This window comes from Desulfobacter vibrioformis DSM 8776 (assembly GCF_000745975.1).
In the GTDB taxonomy this organism is placed as follows: domain Bacteria; phylum Desulfobacterota; class Desulfobacteria; order Desulfobacterales; family Desulfobacteraceae; genus Desulfobacter; species Desulfobacter vibrioformis.
Map to the genome: position 1 here is coordinate 15,568 of NZ_JQKJ01000036.1, position 14,749 is coordinate 30,316.

Sequence of the window (14,749 nt, forward strand, 5' to 3'; positions counted from 1 at the left end):
GGCACTAAATATGCTACCCCTTCATGGAAAGAGAAATTCTTTTCCGGGGGATATCCACCCCAAGAATGCGAACGGTTACCTGTTGCCGGACTTTGACAACGTCATTGGGGTCTTTGATAAACCGGTCAGACAGCTCGCTGATATGAACAAGTCCGTCCTGGTGGACACCGATATCCACAAACGCACCAAATGCGGTGACATTGGTGACAATGCCCGGAACGACCATATCAGGAACCAGATCTTTCATTTCATGGATATCTTTGTCAAAGGAGAATGCCTGGAACGGCTGCCTGGGGTCCCGGCCCGGGGCTGCAAGTTCGGCAACGATGTCCTTTAGCGTAGGAAGCCCTGTGGTCGCCGTCACATAGGGTGTAAGGTCCATGCGTTGCACCGGGTCTTTTGTTGTCATCATCTCTTCCACACGGCAGCCCAGGTCTTTGGCCATCTGTTTGACCACGGGATAGGACTCGGGATGAATGCCGCTGCGGTCCAGGGGATTTTTCCCGTTTTGGATTCTTAAAAATCCTGCGGCCTGTTCAAATGCTTTTTTACCCAGACGGGGCACCTTGAGAAAATCAGTTCTGGACCCAAAGGCGCCATTTTCATCCCTGTATTTGACCATGTTGGCGGCGATGCCGGCGTTCAGGCCGGATACCCGGGATAACAGCTGTTTTGATGCGGTATTGGCCTCCACGCCCACCTGGTTGACACATGACACCACCACATCGTCCAGGGCGGTCTGGAGCATATTCTGGTCCACATCGTGCTGGTATTGTCCCACCCCGATGGATTTGGGTTCCACCTTGACAAGCTCTGCCAGGGGATCCATGAGCCGTCTGCCAATTGAAACAGCCCCCCTGACCGTAATGTCGTGATCCGGGAATTCTTCCCTGGCTGTTTCCGAGGCTGAATAAATGGACGCCCCGCTTTCATCCACCATGATCACATCCACATCTTCGGGCAGTTTCAGTTCCCTGATAAAGCTTTCCGTTTCCCGGCCTGCCGTGCCGTTTCCCACGGCGATGGCCCGGATTTCGTATTGGGAAACAAGTTTGGGGATGAGCTGTGCGGCAGATAGTTTTCCGTTTGGCGTGTGGGGGTGGATTACATCATGGTGAACCAGCTTTCCCGTGGCATCCAGGCAGGCGATCTTGCACCCGGTGCGGAACCCCGGGTCAATCGCCAGCACGGGCCTGCCGCCAAGGGGCGGGGAAAGCAGTACCTGACGTAAATTGTCCGAGAAAACAGCGACTGCCTTTTCATCGGCCTTTTGTTTGAGAATGCGCAACGCCTCATTTTCAATGGATTTGGACAGCAGCCGTTTGTATGCGTCTTCGGCGGCGGCAAGGATCTGGGCCCGGCTTTGTGGACAGACCTTTCTTTTGCCCGGGTAAATCCCATGGATGATATTCAACGCCTTTTTTTCATCGGGCAGAACATGGACACGAAGAATTTTTTCGGTTGCCCCCCTGAGCATGGCAAGTATCCGGTGGGAAGGTGCTTTAAATGCCGGTTCCTCCCAGTCAAAATAGTCCTTGAACTTGGTCCCGTCGTCGTCTTTTCCCTTGATCACCGTTGCGTGGATCATGGCTGTTTGGATAAACAGATCCCGGATCCCGGACCGGATGGATGCATCTTCGTTAATGATTTCGGCAATGATATCCCTGGCCCCGGCCCAGGCCTCTTCCAGGCTTGCCACACCAGGGCCGGTGAACCGGGTTGCCTCCGTTTGAAGATCAATGTTGCTTTGGGGCTCCAGAATCATCAGGGCCAAAGGCTCCAGCCCTTTTTCCCGGGCGATTGCGGCACGGGTCCGCTTTTTGGGCCGGTACTTTTCGTACACATCCTCCAGCCGGGTCATGGAGTCTGCACGTTCAATGCATTGGCCCAACTCTTCGGTGTAAAGCTGCCGTTCCTCCAAAGACTTGATAATGGCCTGTTTCCTGGCTTCCAGTTCTTTTAAAGCCTTTGCCCTGTCCCGGATACCGGATATGGCCACCTCGTCCAGGCTGCCTGTGCGCTCTTTCCGGTACCTTGCGATAAAAGGCACTGTGGCACCCTGATCCAGCAACTCCAGAACCGCTGCCACCTGGTTTTCTTTCAGGCCGTTTTCCCGACTGATCATTGTTTTAATATCCATGCTCTTCCTAATACCTGCAAGCCTTGGGAAAGTCAATTGCCTTGACCTTGTCTTTAAAGCAAGCAGGGCTGATCGCACATAACCTGCCTGCAGTTTGATATCAAATTTTGAGATGAATATACGTCTCTTTTTTCATACTTTGATTGACAAACAGGAAGTCCCTATCTTAATACGGTGAAGTCAAAGGATCTGATCGAGACTTAAAAATATGAAAGGAGAAAAAAATGAAGCGACGTGGTGTTGTACTGGCGATGGCAGTGGTTGTTTTCTTATTTATCGGAGTGTTGGGGCATGCAGGTGACGTGGAGATCCTGGGGGTTAAATTTCCAGGCGAAAAAGTTGTTAACGGTAAAAAGCTGACGCTCAACGGTGTCTCCTACCTGAAAAAAATGGGTTTCGTGAAGGTTTATGCCGTTGGCCTCTACCTTGAACAGCCGACTAAGGATGCCAACGAACTGATCGAATCCCGGCAGGTCAAGTACATGCTCACCCACTACCTGACCAGCAAGGCAACCGCAAAAAAAATCAGTGAGGGGTTCATCGAATTAATGGAAGCCGGAAACCCCAAAGAACTGGTGGAGGCCAACCGGGCAGATATAGACAAATATGCCAGCTGGCTGGACAAGGACATGAAACCCGGACTGATATCGGAATCCGTTTACGTGCCGGGCAAGGGACTTACCCTGATCTATCAGGGCGAAGTAAAGGGTACCATTCCCGGCGATACCTTTGCCCAGATGTACTATCGTTATAACGTTGGCGACAAGGCAAACGAAAAAATCCGGAAAGGGCTTCTGGGCTTGTAGAAAAAAATGCACGTCTATGACGGAACCTTTCCCGGAATCACCTGACGGGCCAATAAAATCTGGCCCATTACCAGTGCCCAACCCGAGCAGAAAATACGGCAGGGTGTCCGGACTCAAAGGATTACCGAACTGAAGTTCAAAAAAGGGCCGCCGACAAGGGGCTGAGGGCGGATGGTAACATATACGCCGGGGCAATCCCCCAAGAAACGTAAATTTTTCTCACGTTTTTGAAAAACAAAGCTTATACATACGATGGTGGGCAACGCTTTGCTTTTGCCGACCCTGCCTGGCTTGGCTCCGCACCTGCAACCTCGCCGGCACTCAGCGTGATAACGCTGTCGGCCATCCGGATGGTGGCGGATCGATGGGCGATTATCAGCATGGTCAACTCGCCGCGGAGTTTGTTTACTGCCTTTTGAATTCGTCGTTCACCTTCCGAGTCAACGGAACTGGTTGCTTCATCCAAGAGCAAAAACGTCGGTCTACGCAGCAGGGCCCGGGCCAATGCTATCTGCTGGCGTTCTCCTCCGGAAAGGCGTGTCCCCCGCTCTCCCACGGGTGTATCCATTCCTTTTGGCTGCCGGGAAACAAAGTCCCGGGCCGCTGCCAGTTCCAGTGCATCCCACAGCTCTTTTTCCGTGGCCCGGGGCATTGCCCAGAGAAGATTGGCACGGATGGTGTCATTGAACAAAAATGTCTCCTGGGGCACATACCCGATGGATTGACGCCATGGGTGAATTCGTGCCCCTTTAAGGGGCTGACCGTCAATGAAAATTTCTCCGGATTCCGGTGCAAAAAGACCCAGGATCAGATCGGCCAGAGTGCTTTTACCCGCGCCGGAATGCCCTACAAAGGCGGTTATTTTTCGGGCGGGAAGAACAATGCTTACGTCCTTGACCGCCCATGCCCCAATGGATTTTGTATACCGGAAACAGACGTTGGAAAGACGGATGTAGTTTTCCAGCACAAGATTTTTTGCCGGATAGCTTGCAGCCGGTTCGCTGTTTTCCATAAAGGTTCTCTCCATATCGAGGAGGGCCTGAAATGATGGAAGCGCATTTGTGATCCGCTGGGCGCACTGCTGGATAGAAGAAAACTTCGGCAGAAGGCGGGCAAACAAAAAAACGATGATCAGAAGCGACTCCGGGGCAATTTGAAAGATCTCCACTGCGACATAAAAGAAGCCGGCCAGAACCACGGCCGCTCCGATTTCATAAATCATGCGGGGGGTCGAGTTGATCCGGCTGAATAGAACCATCTGATCGGCAACGCCCTTGGTAATTACCCTGAAATTTTCTTCATGAATTGAATCCAGGCCATGACTTCTGGCCAGTTTCATCGCCCCGAGATGCTCCGAAACCTCCCCATACAGTTTTGTCATTCCATCCCGTAATGTTTCTCCCGCGCTGTGGGCACGCCGGTTGAGAGGATGAAGCAACAAAAGAAATACGCTGACGCAGGCCAGTGCAAACAGGGTCATGGGAATGGAGATCATCAGGGCGACCCATACATGCACGCATGCGACGATAAAAATCCCACTGAGCTGCAGCAGCTGCTGGGTGGCAAACCCCACGCGCTGGGCGTCACTTGTAAGGGCCTGGGTGATCTGTGATGACTTGGTGCCGATCAGGCAGCGCCATTGGGCACGGCAAAGTGCACGGTATAGTCGGTCCTGTATGGCCTTGGTGAATCTTTGTACAATTTCTGTATTAAGAACGCTCTGATACTGGGTGATACCGGCATAGACCGCAACAATCCCCACATACAGACACAGCACCGTCACAAGCGTCAGATCCAGTCTGAACCATTCGAAAATCCGCCCGATTTTCCGGGTAAGGCCGGATGGCTCGCCAGCGCCGTTTAAACCGATCAGCCCCAGAAGGGGAATGAGCATGACAACCCCGACCCCCTGGGTCAAACCCGAGAAAACCATCATCGTCAGTGACTGGGTGACCCGGCATGGTGCATATCGAAAAAGCGTTCCAACGTAATGGGAAAGCATTTTCCGGTTGTTGGGTTTCATTATGGTCTTTCAGCCGGTTCTTTTTTTCCACAGACGTCGCCCCTGGATAGATACATGCGTTCAAGCCAAAAAATCGGCCGTAACAGATAGTAAAAAATAAAAAAACGATCCGGAATCGAGACACGCTTCCAATCCGGATAGGGCGCGTTCAGATGGGCCAGCAAAAGAGAAACCCGGTATCCAAGGTCTTTCCTGATCATCGCCGAGTGCAATTTAGACAACACATATGCTTTGCTGTGAGGCCGGTAGTAAACCGGCTCTTCCACTCGCCCGATAAGCTCAAGCGCAATCCGGGTTATTTTCAGGGTTCCCCGGTCAGTGGCGGCGTAACAGCGAACGGGATCAGGTATGGGCAAATCGAACAGGAGACTGCAAAGAAGCATGCCTTCTGCCAGCATGCGCTCCAGGCCCAGCCGGGCTGCGCATGCCGTAAGGCTGCCCCAGTTGACCCCATCGTTGGCACAAACAAGCCGGGCCAGATCGTTCAGCCAGAAAAGGCGAAACCAATGATGGTTTGTGCCATGGGTACAGAGGAGAAGCAGGGTATGATGCAGCGGGAGTACCGGAATGTCAAGCCCTGCGAATTGAAGAACCTGCCTCTCCTTCCACAGCTCTTCAAAACAAATGGGAAAGAGGTGCCGGTTGGATCCGAAACGCCAGTGAAGTTCAATCTGCTCACCGGAATCCGGATGGTGATAACTGAAATGATGCTGATTTCGAAAAGCCTCTGCTGTCTGCCGGGGAGTCAGTTCAAAATCAGGCTGGGTGCGTTTGTATCCCATCCTGAACAGCAATTCCTGTGCATCCGATATTCGTTCGGGCGCGACCAGTATATCCAGGTCCTTCATGCTGCGCGCACCAACCCCGCCATATGCCTGGAGAGCAAGCACCGGACCCTTGATCGGCAGGAAAGGGATGTTTTCGCAATCAAATTGCTTTGCAAGGCAAAGGAGTGTTCCAGCCTTTGCCATGGCAAGGGTTGTCTTTCTCCGCACATGCATTTTTAACCTGTCGAGCACGTTGTCCGGCACACACTGCCGCCCCAGCCGCTTCAATACCGGATAGACCTGCAGGGTACACCGGTGCCTTTCCAACAATTGAAAAAAGTGGTCCCAGTCAATTTCTTTTCCGCACCCGGACAAGCTTTCGTAATCCGCATTACGGTTTAATGAAAGCCGCAGGCAGGAAATTAACAGGCAAAGCTCGGGCGAGTAATTCGGGAGATGTTTTGTATCGATCATAATCCCTTTCTTAATGACAGTCGTTATGGGAATCAATGGGGTTGATTTTGCAAAAAAGGAAACAGCCGCACGTGATCCGGGCATTATCCGGAATTGTCTCCAAAGGTCGCCACCACCGTAAACTGCCGGTGGCCCTGGGCACCGGTCAGGATCTGCTCGCCGTAACGAATCCAGGCATGGGCCTTCATCCCCTCTTGGTCGTCCTTTAACACACCCAGATAGATGGTGGAGGAAAACCGCCGCCGCTTAAGCATCATTCGTGCGGCCATGGCCTGGGCCAGACATTTGCTTTCCCAGGGCGTGTATCGACTCGCCGTGCGTACGGCCCAGGCGATCCGGGACGGCAGATCTGTTTTTGTACTTTGATGGGAAGGCGTTTCCACCATGGTGCGTCCCAACATCGGGGCGATGCGACGGAAAGGAACCGTCTTGATCATCAGTCTCGAAAACCCCAACCACGCTACAGCCTCTAAAAACAGCCGTTTTTCAAGCCAAGGGCGGCGAAAAAACCGGGTCGTTTTTTTCAACCACCTGAATGGTCTCGTCCGAAGCCAGGTCGTTAAGGAACAACAGGACATCTCTTTCACAGGTTTCCCTTTCCACGTCATAACGTTCCATCATTGCGTCGCAGATCTCAGAGACCCTGCGTGGCGTTTCGATCAGCCGCCATATTTCGCTGCCAATGTTATCCAGGCCCGAATAGGTTCCCTGGGCGATACTCATCATCACAATCTCACCATCCACCTCGGAGTCCAGCACCTCTTCAGACCGGATGACCCATGTTCCCAATTCTATCCCACTTTGTTGTTTGCTCATCTTGTATCATCCTCATTTTTTTGCCGTAACATTTTAAAAAAAAGCCTTCTGTTGTCAATCGGCAATTTTAAATTCGGGAAGAATAACCATACCTCGCACACGATTTAAATTTCATACAGTAAACACTTTACCTCTACATCCCATATATATAAACTACATCGGTTTTGACAATAAACAGACCCATGAAAGGAAATACCCTTATGACGGCCATCGCAGGCGTAATTCGATTGGACGGCCCCCCCGTGGAACCAATATGGCTGGAGAGGATGCAAAACATCCTGGAACCCTACGGCCGGGACGCCCAGCACCAATGGCACGACACCCAGGCCGGGCTGGTACGGACCCTGTGCCGCATCACCCCGGAGGACGCCCTGGATCGCCAGCCCCTTCACGACGACCCAGGCCGTTTTGCCCTGGTCTTTGACGGCCGCATAGACAACCGGGCCCAGCTGGCGGAAAAACTGAGCATTTCCCCTGCCCAGGCCCGGCTCATGGCAGACAGCGGCTTTGTGCTTAAAGCCTATGAGCGATGGGGAGACGCTTCTGTGGATCACCTGCTGGGGGATTTCTCCCTTGGGGTATGGGACCGCAGGGAGCGCCGCCTCTTTCTGGCCCGGGACCCCCTTGGGTCCCGGCCCCTCTACTGGCACCGCAATGAACGTTTCTTTGCCTTTGTCACCCTGTCCAAGGGCCTGTTCGCCCTGCCCGATGTCCCCCGGCAGCTGTGCGAGGAGCGGATGGCCGATTACCTGGCACTGCTGCCCACGATCGGGCCAGAGAGTTTTTACCGGGACATTTTCCGCATAGAACCGGGGCATTTTCTGGTAGTGGAAAATAAAGAGGTTTCCATCCGCCGGTACCACAGGTTTGATCCTGCGCACCGCATCACTTTCAAAAACGACGATGATTACGTGGAAGCGGCCCGGGACCTCCTGCATGAATCAGTGAAATGCCGGCTTCGCAGCAGCGGACGGATCGCATCCCATCTCAGCTCCGGGCTGGACAGCTCAACGGTTGCAGCCACTGCCGCTGAGTTGCTGGGTCAGGAGGGAAAATCTCTTCTGGCATTTACCGCCGTTCCCCGGGAAGGGTTTGACGGGCCCGTGCCCAAAGGCAGACACGGGGACGAGGGGCCGGCGGCCGCGGCTCTGGCGGCCCGCTTTGACAATATCGAACATATCCTGTTCCGGCCCGGGGGGCATACCCCCCTGGACGGCCTGGAAGCCAAGGTGGAACGGCTTGACCGGGCGCCCCTGAACCTGTGCAACCACGTCTGGGGAGACGGTATCCAGTCCGGGGCGGCACGGCGGGGAGCAAAAGTGCTTCTGACGGGACAGATGGGCAATATGACCATTTCCTATGATGGCCGGCCCCGCCTGGCCTCGCTGCTGCGCCAGGGGAAATGGCTGGAATGGATGGGAGAGGCGCGCCAAATAGTTCGGCATACAGAGATGCGCTGGCAAGGGGTGATGGCTCAGTCCCTGGGACCTTTTCTGCCGGTTCCGTTCTGGCAGGCTTTAAACACCTGGAAAGGCCGGGGCTGGCAAAGCCTGCATGACTACACGGCTATCCATCCCGACCTGATCCGGCGCACAAATCTTTTTGACCGGGCCCGCCGGGCCGGCTGGGACACCAGCTACCGACCCTGGGCAGACGGCTGGAACATGCGCACCGCAGTGCTGTACCGCATGGATATAGGAGATTTTTTCACCGCCTGTACGGGCGACAGCGGCCTTGAGATGCGCGACCCCACCGCTGATCTGCGCCTCATCTCCTTTTGCCTGGCCATCCCCGAAGATCAATACCTCAAAAACGGCCAGCCCCGCCGGCTGCTCCACCGCCTCATGGGCCATGTTCTGCCGCCGGAGATCCTTCACTGCAGCACCAAGGGGCTCCAGGCCGCGGACTGGTATGAAGGAGCCACGGCAGCCAGGGAAGAATTTTCAGCATGGCTGGACCGCCTGGAGGCCGGCTCCCAGTCGTCCCGGTATCTGGATCTCAAACGGATGCGGCAGTTGCTTGAAGCTTGGCCACAGGACGGATGGGATCAGCATACCGTCATTCAAAAATACCGTCTTCTCCTCTTACGCGGTATCTCCGTGGGAGCGTTTATTCACCATGTAGAGGGTGGAAACAGGTAGTGGAATGAAAGAGAACGCCCCCCTCATGGCCTGTATTTCCTCGTCCCCGGTGCTGGAGGAGGCTTTTGCATGGCTCTGCAAACGGCGTGCGGCGTATTCACCGCACAATGATGTGTGGGAGCTCAGAAAGAACTGGGACTGCGAAAAGCCCCGTGTCCAAGCGGATCTGTTGGCCGGGGAGTATTGTTTTGAACCGCTCCGGGAACTTCGGATAAATGGAGAGATTATTGAACTGTGGTCATCCGGAGACGCTCTGGTATTAAAGGCCGTGTCCATTGTACTGACGGAATATCTCAAACCGCGGCTTTCCGGCCGCTGTTTTCACATTGCCGCCAATGGCGGCGCAAAAGGGGCGGTCCGGGAGGCCATGGCTGCTCTCCTGCCGGAGCATCATGTCATGAAATCCGATGTGCGCGGGTATTACGCCGGCATCGACCATATGGTCCTGATGGACTTGCTTGAGCGCCATATGCCGGACAAGGCCCTGTTGCGATTATTGTGGGACTGGCTGCGGCGCACAGTCTGTTTTGGTGAAAATTACCGGGACGTCACCCGGGGCATATCCCTGGGTTGCCCGCTGTCACCGCTCATGGGAGCACTTTATCTTCTCCCACTGGATAAGGCCATGGAAAATTCCGGGTGTTTCTATGCCCGTTTTATGGACGACTGGCTCATCCTTGCACCCTCCCGCTGGAAGCTGCGCAGGGCCGTCAAAACGGTCCGCCAAGTGTTGGAAGTGCTGAATGTGGAGATACACCCGGACAAGACATTCATCGGCCGGGCGCATCATGGATTTGATTTTTTGGGGTACGCCCTATCACCCGGGGTCCTCAAACCAGCAAGCAGAACCGTAGAAAAATGCGCCGAACGTATCTCCCGGCTTTATGAGCAGGGCGCGGACAATATCCGCGTCGGAAGATATATTCAGCGCTGGAACCGGTGGGTGACTGCAGGGGGTTTTAGGTTGAACACGGTCGATCACAATTCGTTCCTCGCTGCCCGCGGTTTCGCCCTCGGTATAAGTTAGTGTGACGAAAGGAGGTATTTCGCATTCCCACCTCTGGTGGGTTGACATCCCAGTAATATTAACTTTCAGGTCGATAACCATCTGAGGTTGTGCCGCCGGGTATACTTGCTGTTTCAGCACTCCGAATGCGGGTTCGCGTTGGTACCTGCCATCGACTTTGAACTTTACCGATGCGTGTGTGCGCTGGGGGCAAGACATGCTTTGGCGGGCTCGATTGATTGCTTGTTTCACACTCATGTGTGTTATTGTGTCTTATTCCCTTCAACATTAACAACCTCCCATTATTATTATTCTTGGGTCACGCAAGGGTGCATATGTGTAATGACATAGGCCGATCCCCACAACAAACATGGTCTTTTTGCGATAGTGTATACCTTTTCCGGGCTTGTAACTCAATAATTTTCTGTAGAACCTCTTTCGATCCTGGAAATTCTACAATTAATATTGACAATACATTGAAATATTGTCCCACCCCTGGACCGCCTGGAAGCCAAGGTGGAACAGCTTGATCGGGCGCCCCTGAACCTGTGCAACCACGTCTGGATAGACGGTATCCAGTCCGGGGCGGCACGGCGGGGAGCAAAAGTGCTTCTGACGGAACAGATGCGCAATATGACCATTACCTAATATCAATTTGTTATCCCTAATGAATGAAGTCAATCAGATCTTAAGGTGTTTGCAATCATAAAGGCCCCAATTACCAGTGCGCCGCCACCAGATCCATAAGTTCGTCCAGGCGAAAGCCCTGTTCCGGCCGGATCACCCGGATCACCCGGGCCTGATTCGCCAAGCGGGCGCACATCCGGAAGTGGGCCTGCTGGATCCCCAGCCCTTTCAGGAACCCGGGTCTGTATGTGTTGGCCATCACCGGCTCGATTCGTGCCCTGCCCTTGAGCTCCGACACCTCAAATTCATCTTTTCCGGCACTGCTGAGGATGAAGAGAGAACGAACCGCTAGGGCCTGGGTACCGGGGGGATCAATGGGGACAAAGAACTTTCTGAAATCCGGATCTTTGCTTACACGCCTGAGCCCGTCTTTGGATTTATTCAATTGGCCCAGACTGTCTTCCCAAAGCTTTAACTGAGAAAACCCGGCCACGACCCTGACCTCCCGGCCTACTGTGACGCCGCACACATCATCTGCCAGCAGGGGAAGTCCCCGCTTGTGAAAAGCTGCGGACAGGGTGGACTTTCCGATGCCGGAGGGGCCGCAAAACAGGACCGCCTCGTTGTCAACGGCGATGGCCCCTGCATGCAGGGGCAGCATCCCACGCTGATGCAACAAAGCCCCCATCGCCGACCCCATTAAAAAAAGGAGAATCTCCTCATCCAAGGCCCCGGCAGCCCGCTCAATGGTGATACGTTTTCCCCGGGTGATATGGTAGCCGGCCACACCGTCCACCCGGAAAAGAAACGCTCCCGGAGCAGCCTGGTACCACGCGCTTTTGTTAACAGCCCCGGGGATCGCATCCGGGACCGCTCCGTACCGTACCACCACGTCCGGTATCGCCTGTCTTTCAGGCATATTCAAAAACGGCAGATCAGATGCGATATTCAGGCCGAAAGCGTGATAAACTATATTTGATTCAGATGACATAGTGACTGTACTCATTATTCTTATTGGTAAAATATATATAGGCTTTTCATGTTAACGCTCAATCATTTTCAACAGTTCATGGGTAAGTGTTCCCGCCAGATCGTCTATTTTTTCCAGAAACACGGCATGCCGGTAGAACCGCCCCACAGGATGCCCAATGCCGATGGCAGCGAGCTGTACCGGGGAGTTTTCTACATCCGTAATGACCTCCCGAAGATGGCGGGTTAAAAATGACGGCCCATTGGCAGCCAGGGTGGCTTCGTCGTGGGGAAGGCCGTCGCAGATCATCAGAAGAATGCGCCGGGACTCGTGGCGTGCCAGCAGACGACGCCAGGCCCAGTCCAGGGCTTCACCGTCCAGGTTCTCCTTGAGCAGGTCCGGTGCCAGCATGACGCCCAGGTGACGCCGGGTCCGCCGCCAGGGGGCATCCGCGTTTTTATAAACAATGTGCAGCCGATCATTGAGCCGGCCCGGATTGGCAGGCCTGCCGTCAGCCTGCCAGCATTGGCCGGATCTTCCGCCGTTCCATGCTGCGGTGGTGTAGCCAAGAATCTCTGTTTTGACCCCGCAACGTTCCAGAGCACCTGCCAATATCCCGGTGGTGAGTGCAGCCAGGCGAATGGGCCGGCCCTTCATGGAACCGGAATTGTCGATGAGCAGGCTCACCACTGTGGCCGGAAAGGGGGATTGTGATTCCTGCATGAAAATCCGGTGGTTTTCGGGGTTCGCCATCAATCCGGCCAACCGCTTGGGGTTGAGGACGCCTTCTTCCTGATCAAAGTCCCAGCGGCACCGCTGCCGGGCCATAATCCGGCGCATGAGCCTGCGGGCGAGGCGGGTGGCCGTGGGGCGATAGGAAGTGGTATCTCTTTCCAGTTCACGATGATAGCGGGTCAGGTCTTCGGGGAGCACAAGGGTTTGTGCTTGTACGGTTCCATCGAAGGCCGTGGCATAGGCCCTATAATCGTGGCCGAAATCATGCCCATCCCGGCCGGGAAGAGGTTCTTGGTTACTGATATCCGGTACCGGCGTCCCTTTTTCATAAGTCTGTTCGTCGCTGTCCGGCAGCAGAGGCAAGCCCTGAAACGGATCAGCGGACACCGGGTCAACCGGCAATTTGTCGGCCAACGCTCTGACGTTGGGGGATGTCTCCAGCAATGATATTATCTTGCGCCCGAAAGCGGCCTGATCGCTGATCAGATGCATCAGTCCGGGCCAACAAGGAGACAGAACAGCGTCCCAAGCGTCCACCCGGGAGGTGTCTCCTTGTGTCAATTGCAGGAAAGCCAGGGCCGCTAGCTGCTGCCCCGGGGAAAGATCCGGTATGCGGCCGGCAATATCCTTGGCCAGGTTTTCGGATACGCCGGGAAATTTCCGGGCACCCGCGGCCCAGACCCTGCCCTGCTCAAGGGCCAAAAGAAAGGCACGGGGCCCAGGATCTGGAGGCAACAGGACCTGGTGGCATTCCGGATCGTGGTAATGAGACCACAGGGCTTTCCGGTCGGCCCGGGCTCGCAGGCACTGCCGGGCCCCGGACTTGAGCTCAATATCCGGCTCTTCGCCGGACAGGGTGCGAATCCAGGCTTGGTTGGCCCGAACGAAATGATCATCTTCGATTTCAGAAAGACCTGGCGGAGGAACGGGCATCATGAAAAAAGCCGGGGCAAGGCGTTCACTGCCGGGAGATCTTCGGAAAAACACCGCTGGTAGTACTCTGCAACCAGGGGCTGTTCCGTGTCGTCGCAGCGGTTGAAAAAAGTCACGACAAAGGCATGACCACGGTCTTTGAAGATCCGCATATTCCGTGCCCAGGAGATGAGCGTCCGGGGCGACATGACCACTGAGAGGTCTCCCTGGGCATACCCCTGGCGGATTAAATTGGCCAGAAGCACCATGGCCTCGGTCTGCTCCCGACCTTCGGGCGTATCCAGCTCCGGGCAGTTGGCCAGGAGCACGGCCTGTTCCCGGGCCGGGGCCAGGTAGTTGAGTACGGTGATAATGTGCCACCGGTCCAGCTGGCCCTGGTTGAGGGGCTGGGTGCCGTGGTATTGTCCGGTGACATCGCCGAGGCCGATGGTGTTGGCCGTGGCAAAAATACGAAACGCGGGGTGCGGTTCGATCACGCGGTTCTGATCCAGCAAAGTGAGCCTGCCGTCCGTTTCCAGAACCCTCTGAATCACGAACAGGATGTCCGGGCGGCCCGCGTCATACTCGTCAAGGATCAAGGCCACGGGATGCTGGACCGCCCAGGTCAGTATTCCGGGTTGAAATCGGGTCACTTGTTGTCCGTTTTCCAGAACAATACCGTCCTTGCCAATGAGATCCATCCGGGTTACATGGCCGTCCAGATTCACGCGCAAGCATGGCCAGTTGAGCCGAGCCGCCACCTGCTCGATGTGGGTGGACTTGCCTGTGCCGTGATTCCCTTGGATCAAGACCCGCCGGTTGTCGGCAAACCCCGCCAGAATAGCCAGGGTTGTGGATGGGTCCAGAACGTAATTGGGATCAAGGGTCGGCACATGTTCTCCGGCTTTGCTGAAACAGGGCGTTTCGAGATCGCTGTCAATGGAGAAGTGTTTCCGGGCACTGCAGGTCATGTCGGGCAACGTCAGCTTGTCTGTCATTTCTTTTTCTTTCATTTGTCAAGAATTGTGCAGGTATGCGCAATCTTCGACCGGTTTCCCGGCTGATCATTATGTCAATATTCATGCCCTTCCTAATACCTGCAAGCCCTTTGAAAGTCAATTGCCTTGACACTGTCTTTAAAGCAGACATGGAAACGCTAACTGGAGATATAATAATAAGCAGGATATAATAAGGGGTAAAATCTTGCAGCCCACAAGACCCCGTGATACAAAGCCGGTATGGAACATAAACTGCATCATTCCCATGACAAGCTGTTCCGCGAAACATGGAGCAACCTGGGCAACGCCAAATCATTTCTGGAGAATTATTTAC

Annotated in this window: 12 protein-coding genes; 4 read left to right on the forward strand and 8 right to left on the reverse strand. The window is 54.6% G+C overall.

Annotation, left to right across the window (positions count from 1 at the left end; translation table 11 throughout):
- Positions 1–13: 13 nt before the first annotated feature.
- Positions 14–2,140: a Tex family protein gene (locus Q366_RS17065; RefSeq protein WP_035241273.1), complete on the reverse strand. Its 2,127-nt coding sequence runs from the start codon at positions 2,138–2,140 to the stop codon at positions 14–16.
- A 224-nt stretch (positions 2,141–2,364) separates the two neighbouring features.
- On the opposite strand from Q366_RS17065, the gene Q366_RS17070 reads away from it, so the two are divergent.
- A complete protein-coding gene (locus tag Q366_RS17070; protein ID WP_084691884.1) occupies positions 2,365–2,946 on the forward strand; it encodes a chalcone isomerase family protein in 582 nt (193 codons plus the stop codon).
- A 241-nt stretch (positions 2,947–3,187) separates the two neighbouring features.
- Here Q366_RS17070 and Q366_RS17075 read toward each other — a convergent pair whose 3' ends face one another.
- The 4 genes from Q366_RS17075 to Q366_RS17090 form a co-directional block, all read right to left on the reverse strand.
- Positions 3,188–4,969, reverse strand: a complete 1,782-nt coding sequence (locus tag Q366_RS17075) for an ABC transporter ATP-binding protein (RefSeq protein ID WP_035241276.1) — start codon at positions 4,967–4,969, stop codon at positions 3,188–3,190.
- A complete protein-coding gene (locus tag Q366_RS17080; RefSeq protein WP_169742986.1) occupies positions 4,969–6,210 on the reverse strand; it encodes a nucleotidyltransferase domain-containing protein in 1,242 nt (413 codons plus the stop codon). The genes Q366_RS17075 and Q366_RS17080 overlap by 1 nt, the downstream gene beginning before the upstream one ends.
- Before the next feature lie 83 nt (positions 6,211–6,293).
- Complete coding sequence (locus Q366_RS17085; protein ID WP_084691885.1) at positions 6,294–6,788, reverse strand: lasso peptide biosynthesis B2 protein; 495 nt, start codon at positions 6,786–6,788, stop codon at positions 6,294–6,296.
- The gene (locus tag Q366_RS17090) at positions 6,697–7,026 is read right to left on the reverse strand and encodes a lasso peptide biosynthesis PqqD family chaperone (RefSeq protein ID WP_035241282.1); all 330 of its coding nucleotides are present in this window, start codon (positions 7,024–7,026) and stop codon (positions 6,697–6,699) included. The genes Q366_RS17085 and Q366_RS17090 overlap by 92 nt, the downstream gene beginning before the upstream one ends.
- A gap of 200 nt (positions 7,027–7,226) precedes the next feature.
- On the opposite strand from Q366_RS17090, the gene Q366_RS17095 reads away from it, so the two are divergent.
- From Q366_RS17095 to Q366_RS22205, 3 genes are all read left to right on the forward strand, one after another.
- Positions 7,227–9,167, forward strand: a complete 1,941-nt coding sequence (locus tag Q366_RS17095) for an asparagine synthase-related protein (RefSeq protein WP_035241284.1) — start codon at positions 7,227–7,229, stop codon at positions 9,165–9,167.
- 4 nt (positions 9,168–9,171) lie between these two features.
- Positions 9,172–10,194 carry a reverse transcriptase domain-containing protein gene (locus Q366_RS17100; RefSeq protein ID WP_051958124.1) on the forward strand — a complete coding sequence of 341 codons (1,023 nt, stop codon included), beginning with the start codon at positions 9,172–9,174 and terminating at the stop codon, positions 10,192–10,194.
- A 495-nt stretch (positions 10,195–10,689) separates the two neighbouring features.
- A complete protein-coding gene (locus Q366_RS22205; RefSeq protein WP_281175502.1) occupies positions 10,690–10,821 on the forward strand; it encodes a hypothetical protein in 132 nt (43 codons plus the stop codon).
- A 70-nt stretch (positions 10,822–10,891) separates the two neighbouring features.
- On the opposite strand, the gene Q366_RS17105 is transcribed toward Q366_RS22205, so the two are convergent.
- The 3 genes from Q366_RS17105 to Q366_RS17115 are packed head-to-tail and all read right to left on the reverse strand — an operon-like array spanning position 10,892 to position 14,415.
- Positions 10,892–11,791 (reverse strand): phosphoenolpyruvate carboxykinase (ATP), encoded by a 900-nt coding sequence (locus Q366_RS17105; RefSeq protein WP_035241287.1) that lies wholly within the window; start codon positions 11,789–11,791, stop codon positions 10,892–10,894.
- A gap of 51 nt (positions 11,792–11,842) precedes the next feature.
- A complete protein-coding gene (locus Q366_RS17110; RefSeq protein ID WP_051958125.1) occupies positions 11,843–13,441 on the reverse strand; it encodes a cobaltochelatase CobT-related protein in 1,599 nt (532 codons plus the stop codon).
- Positions 13,438–14,415, reverse strand: a complete 978-nt coding sequence (locus Q366_RS17115) for an AAA family ATPase (protein ID WP_035241289.1) — start codon at positions 14,413–14,415, stop codon at positions 13,438–13,440. The genes Q366_RS17110 and Q366_RS17115 overlap by 4 nt, the downstream gene beginning before the upstream one ends.
- Between the last annotated feature and the right edge of the window lie 334 nt (positions 14,416–14,749).

What these genes read in the sequence shown, in the direction of transcription:
- Q366_RS17065 (WP_035241273.1), bottom strand. Translation starts at nt 2,140, where the DNA reads ATGGATATTAAAACAATGATCAGTCGGGAAAACGGCCTGAAAGAAAAC.
- Q366_RS17070 (WP_084691884.1), top strand. Translation starts at nt 2,365, where the DNA reads ATGAAGCGACGTGGTGTTGTACTGGCGATGGCAGTGGTTGTTTTCTTA.
- Q366_RS17075 (WP_035241276.1), bottom strand. Translation starts at nt 4,969, where the DNA reads ATGAAACCCAACAACCGGAAAATGCTTTCCCATTACGTTGGAACGCTT.
- Q366_RS17080 (WP_169742986.1), bottom strand. Translation starts at nt 6,210, where the DNA reads ATGATCGATACAAAACATCTCCCGAATTACTCGCCCGAGCTTTGCCTG.
- Q366_RS17085 (WP_084691885.1), bottom strand. Translation starts at nt 6,788, where the DNA reads ATGTCCTGTTGTTCCTTAACGACCTGGCTTCGGACGAGACCATTCAGG.
- Q366_RS17090 (WP_035241282.1), bottom strand. Translation starts at nt 7,026, where the DNA reads ATGAGCAAACAACAAAGTGGGATAGAATTGGGAACATGGGTCATCCGG.
- Q366_RS17095 (WP_035241284.1), top strand. Translation starts at nt 7,227, where the DNA reads ATGACGGCCATCGCAGGCGTAATTCGATTGGACGGCCCCCCCGTGGAA.
- Q366_RS17100 (WP_051958124.1), top strand. Translation starts at nt 9,172, where the DNA reads ATGAAAGAGAACGCCCCCCTCATGGCCTGTATTTCCTCGTCCCCGGTG.
- Q366_RS17105 (WP_035241287.1), bottom strand. Translation starts at nt 11,791, where the DNA reads ATGTCATCTGAATCAAATATAGTTTATCACGCTTTCGGCCTGAATATC.
- Q366_RS17110 (WP_051958125.1), bottom strand. Translation starts at nt 13,441, where the DNA reads ATGATGCCCGTTCCTCCGCCAGGTCTTTCTGAAATCGAAGATGATCAT.
- Q366_RS17115 (WP_035241289.1), bottom strand. Translation starts at nt 14,415, where the DNA reads ATGACAGACAAGCTGACGTTGCCCGACATGACCTGCAGTGCCCGGAAA.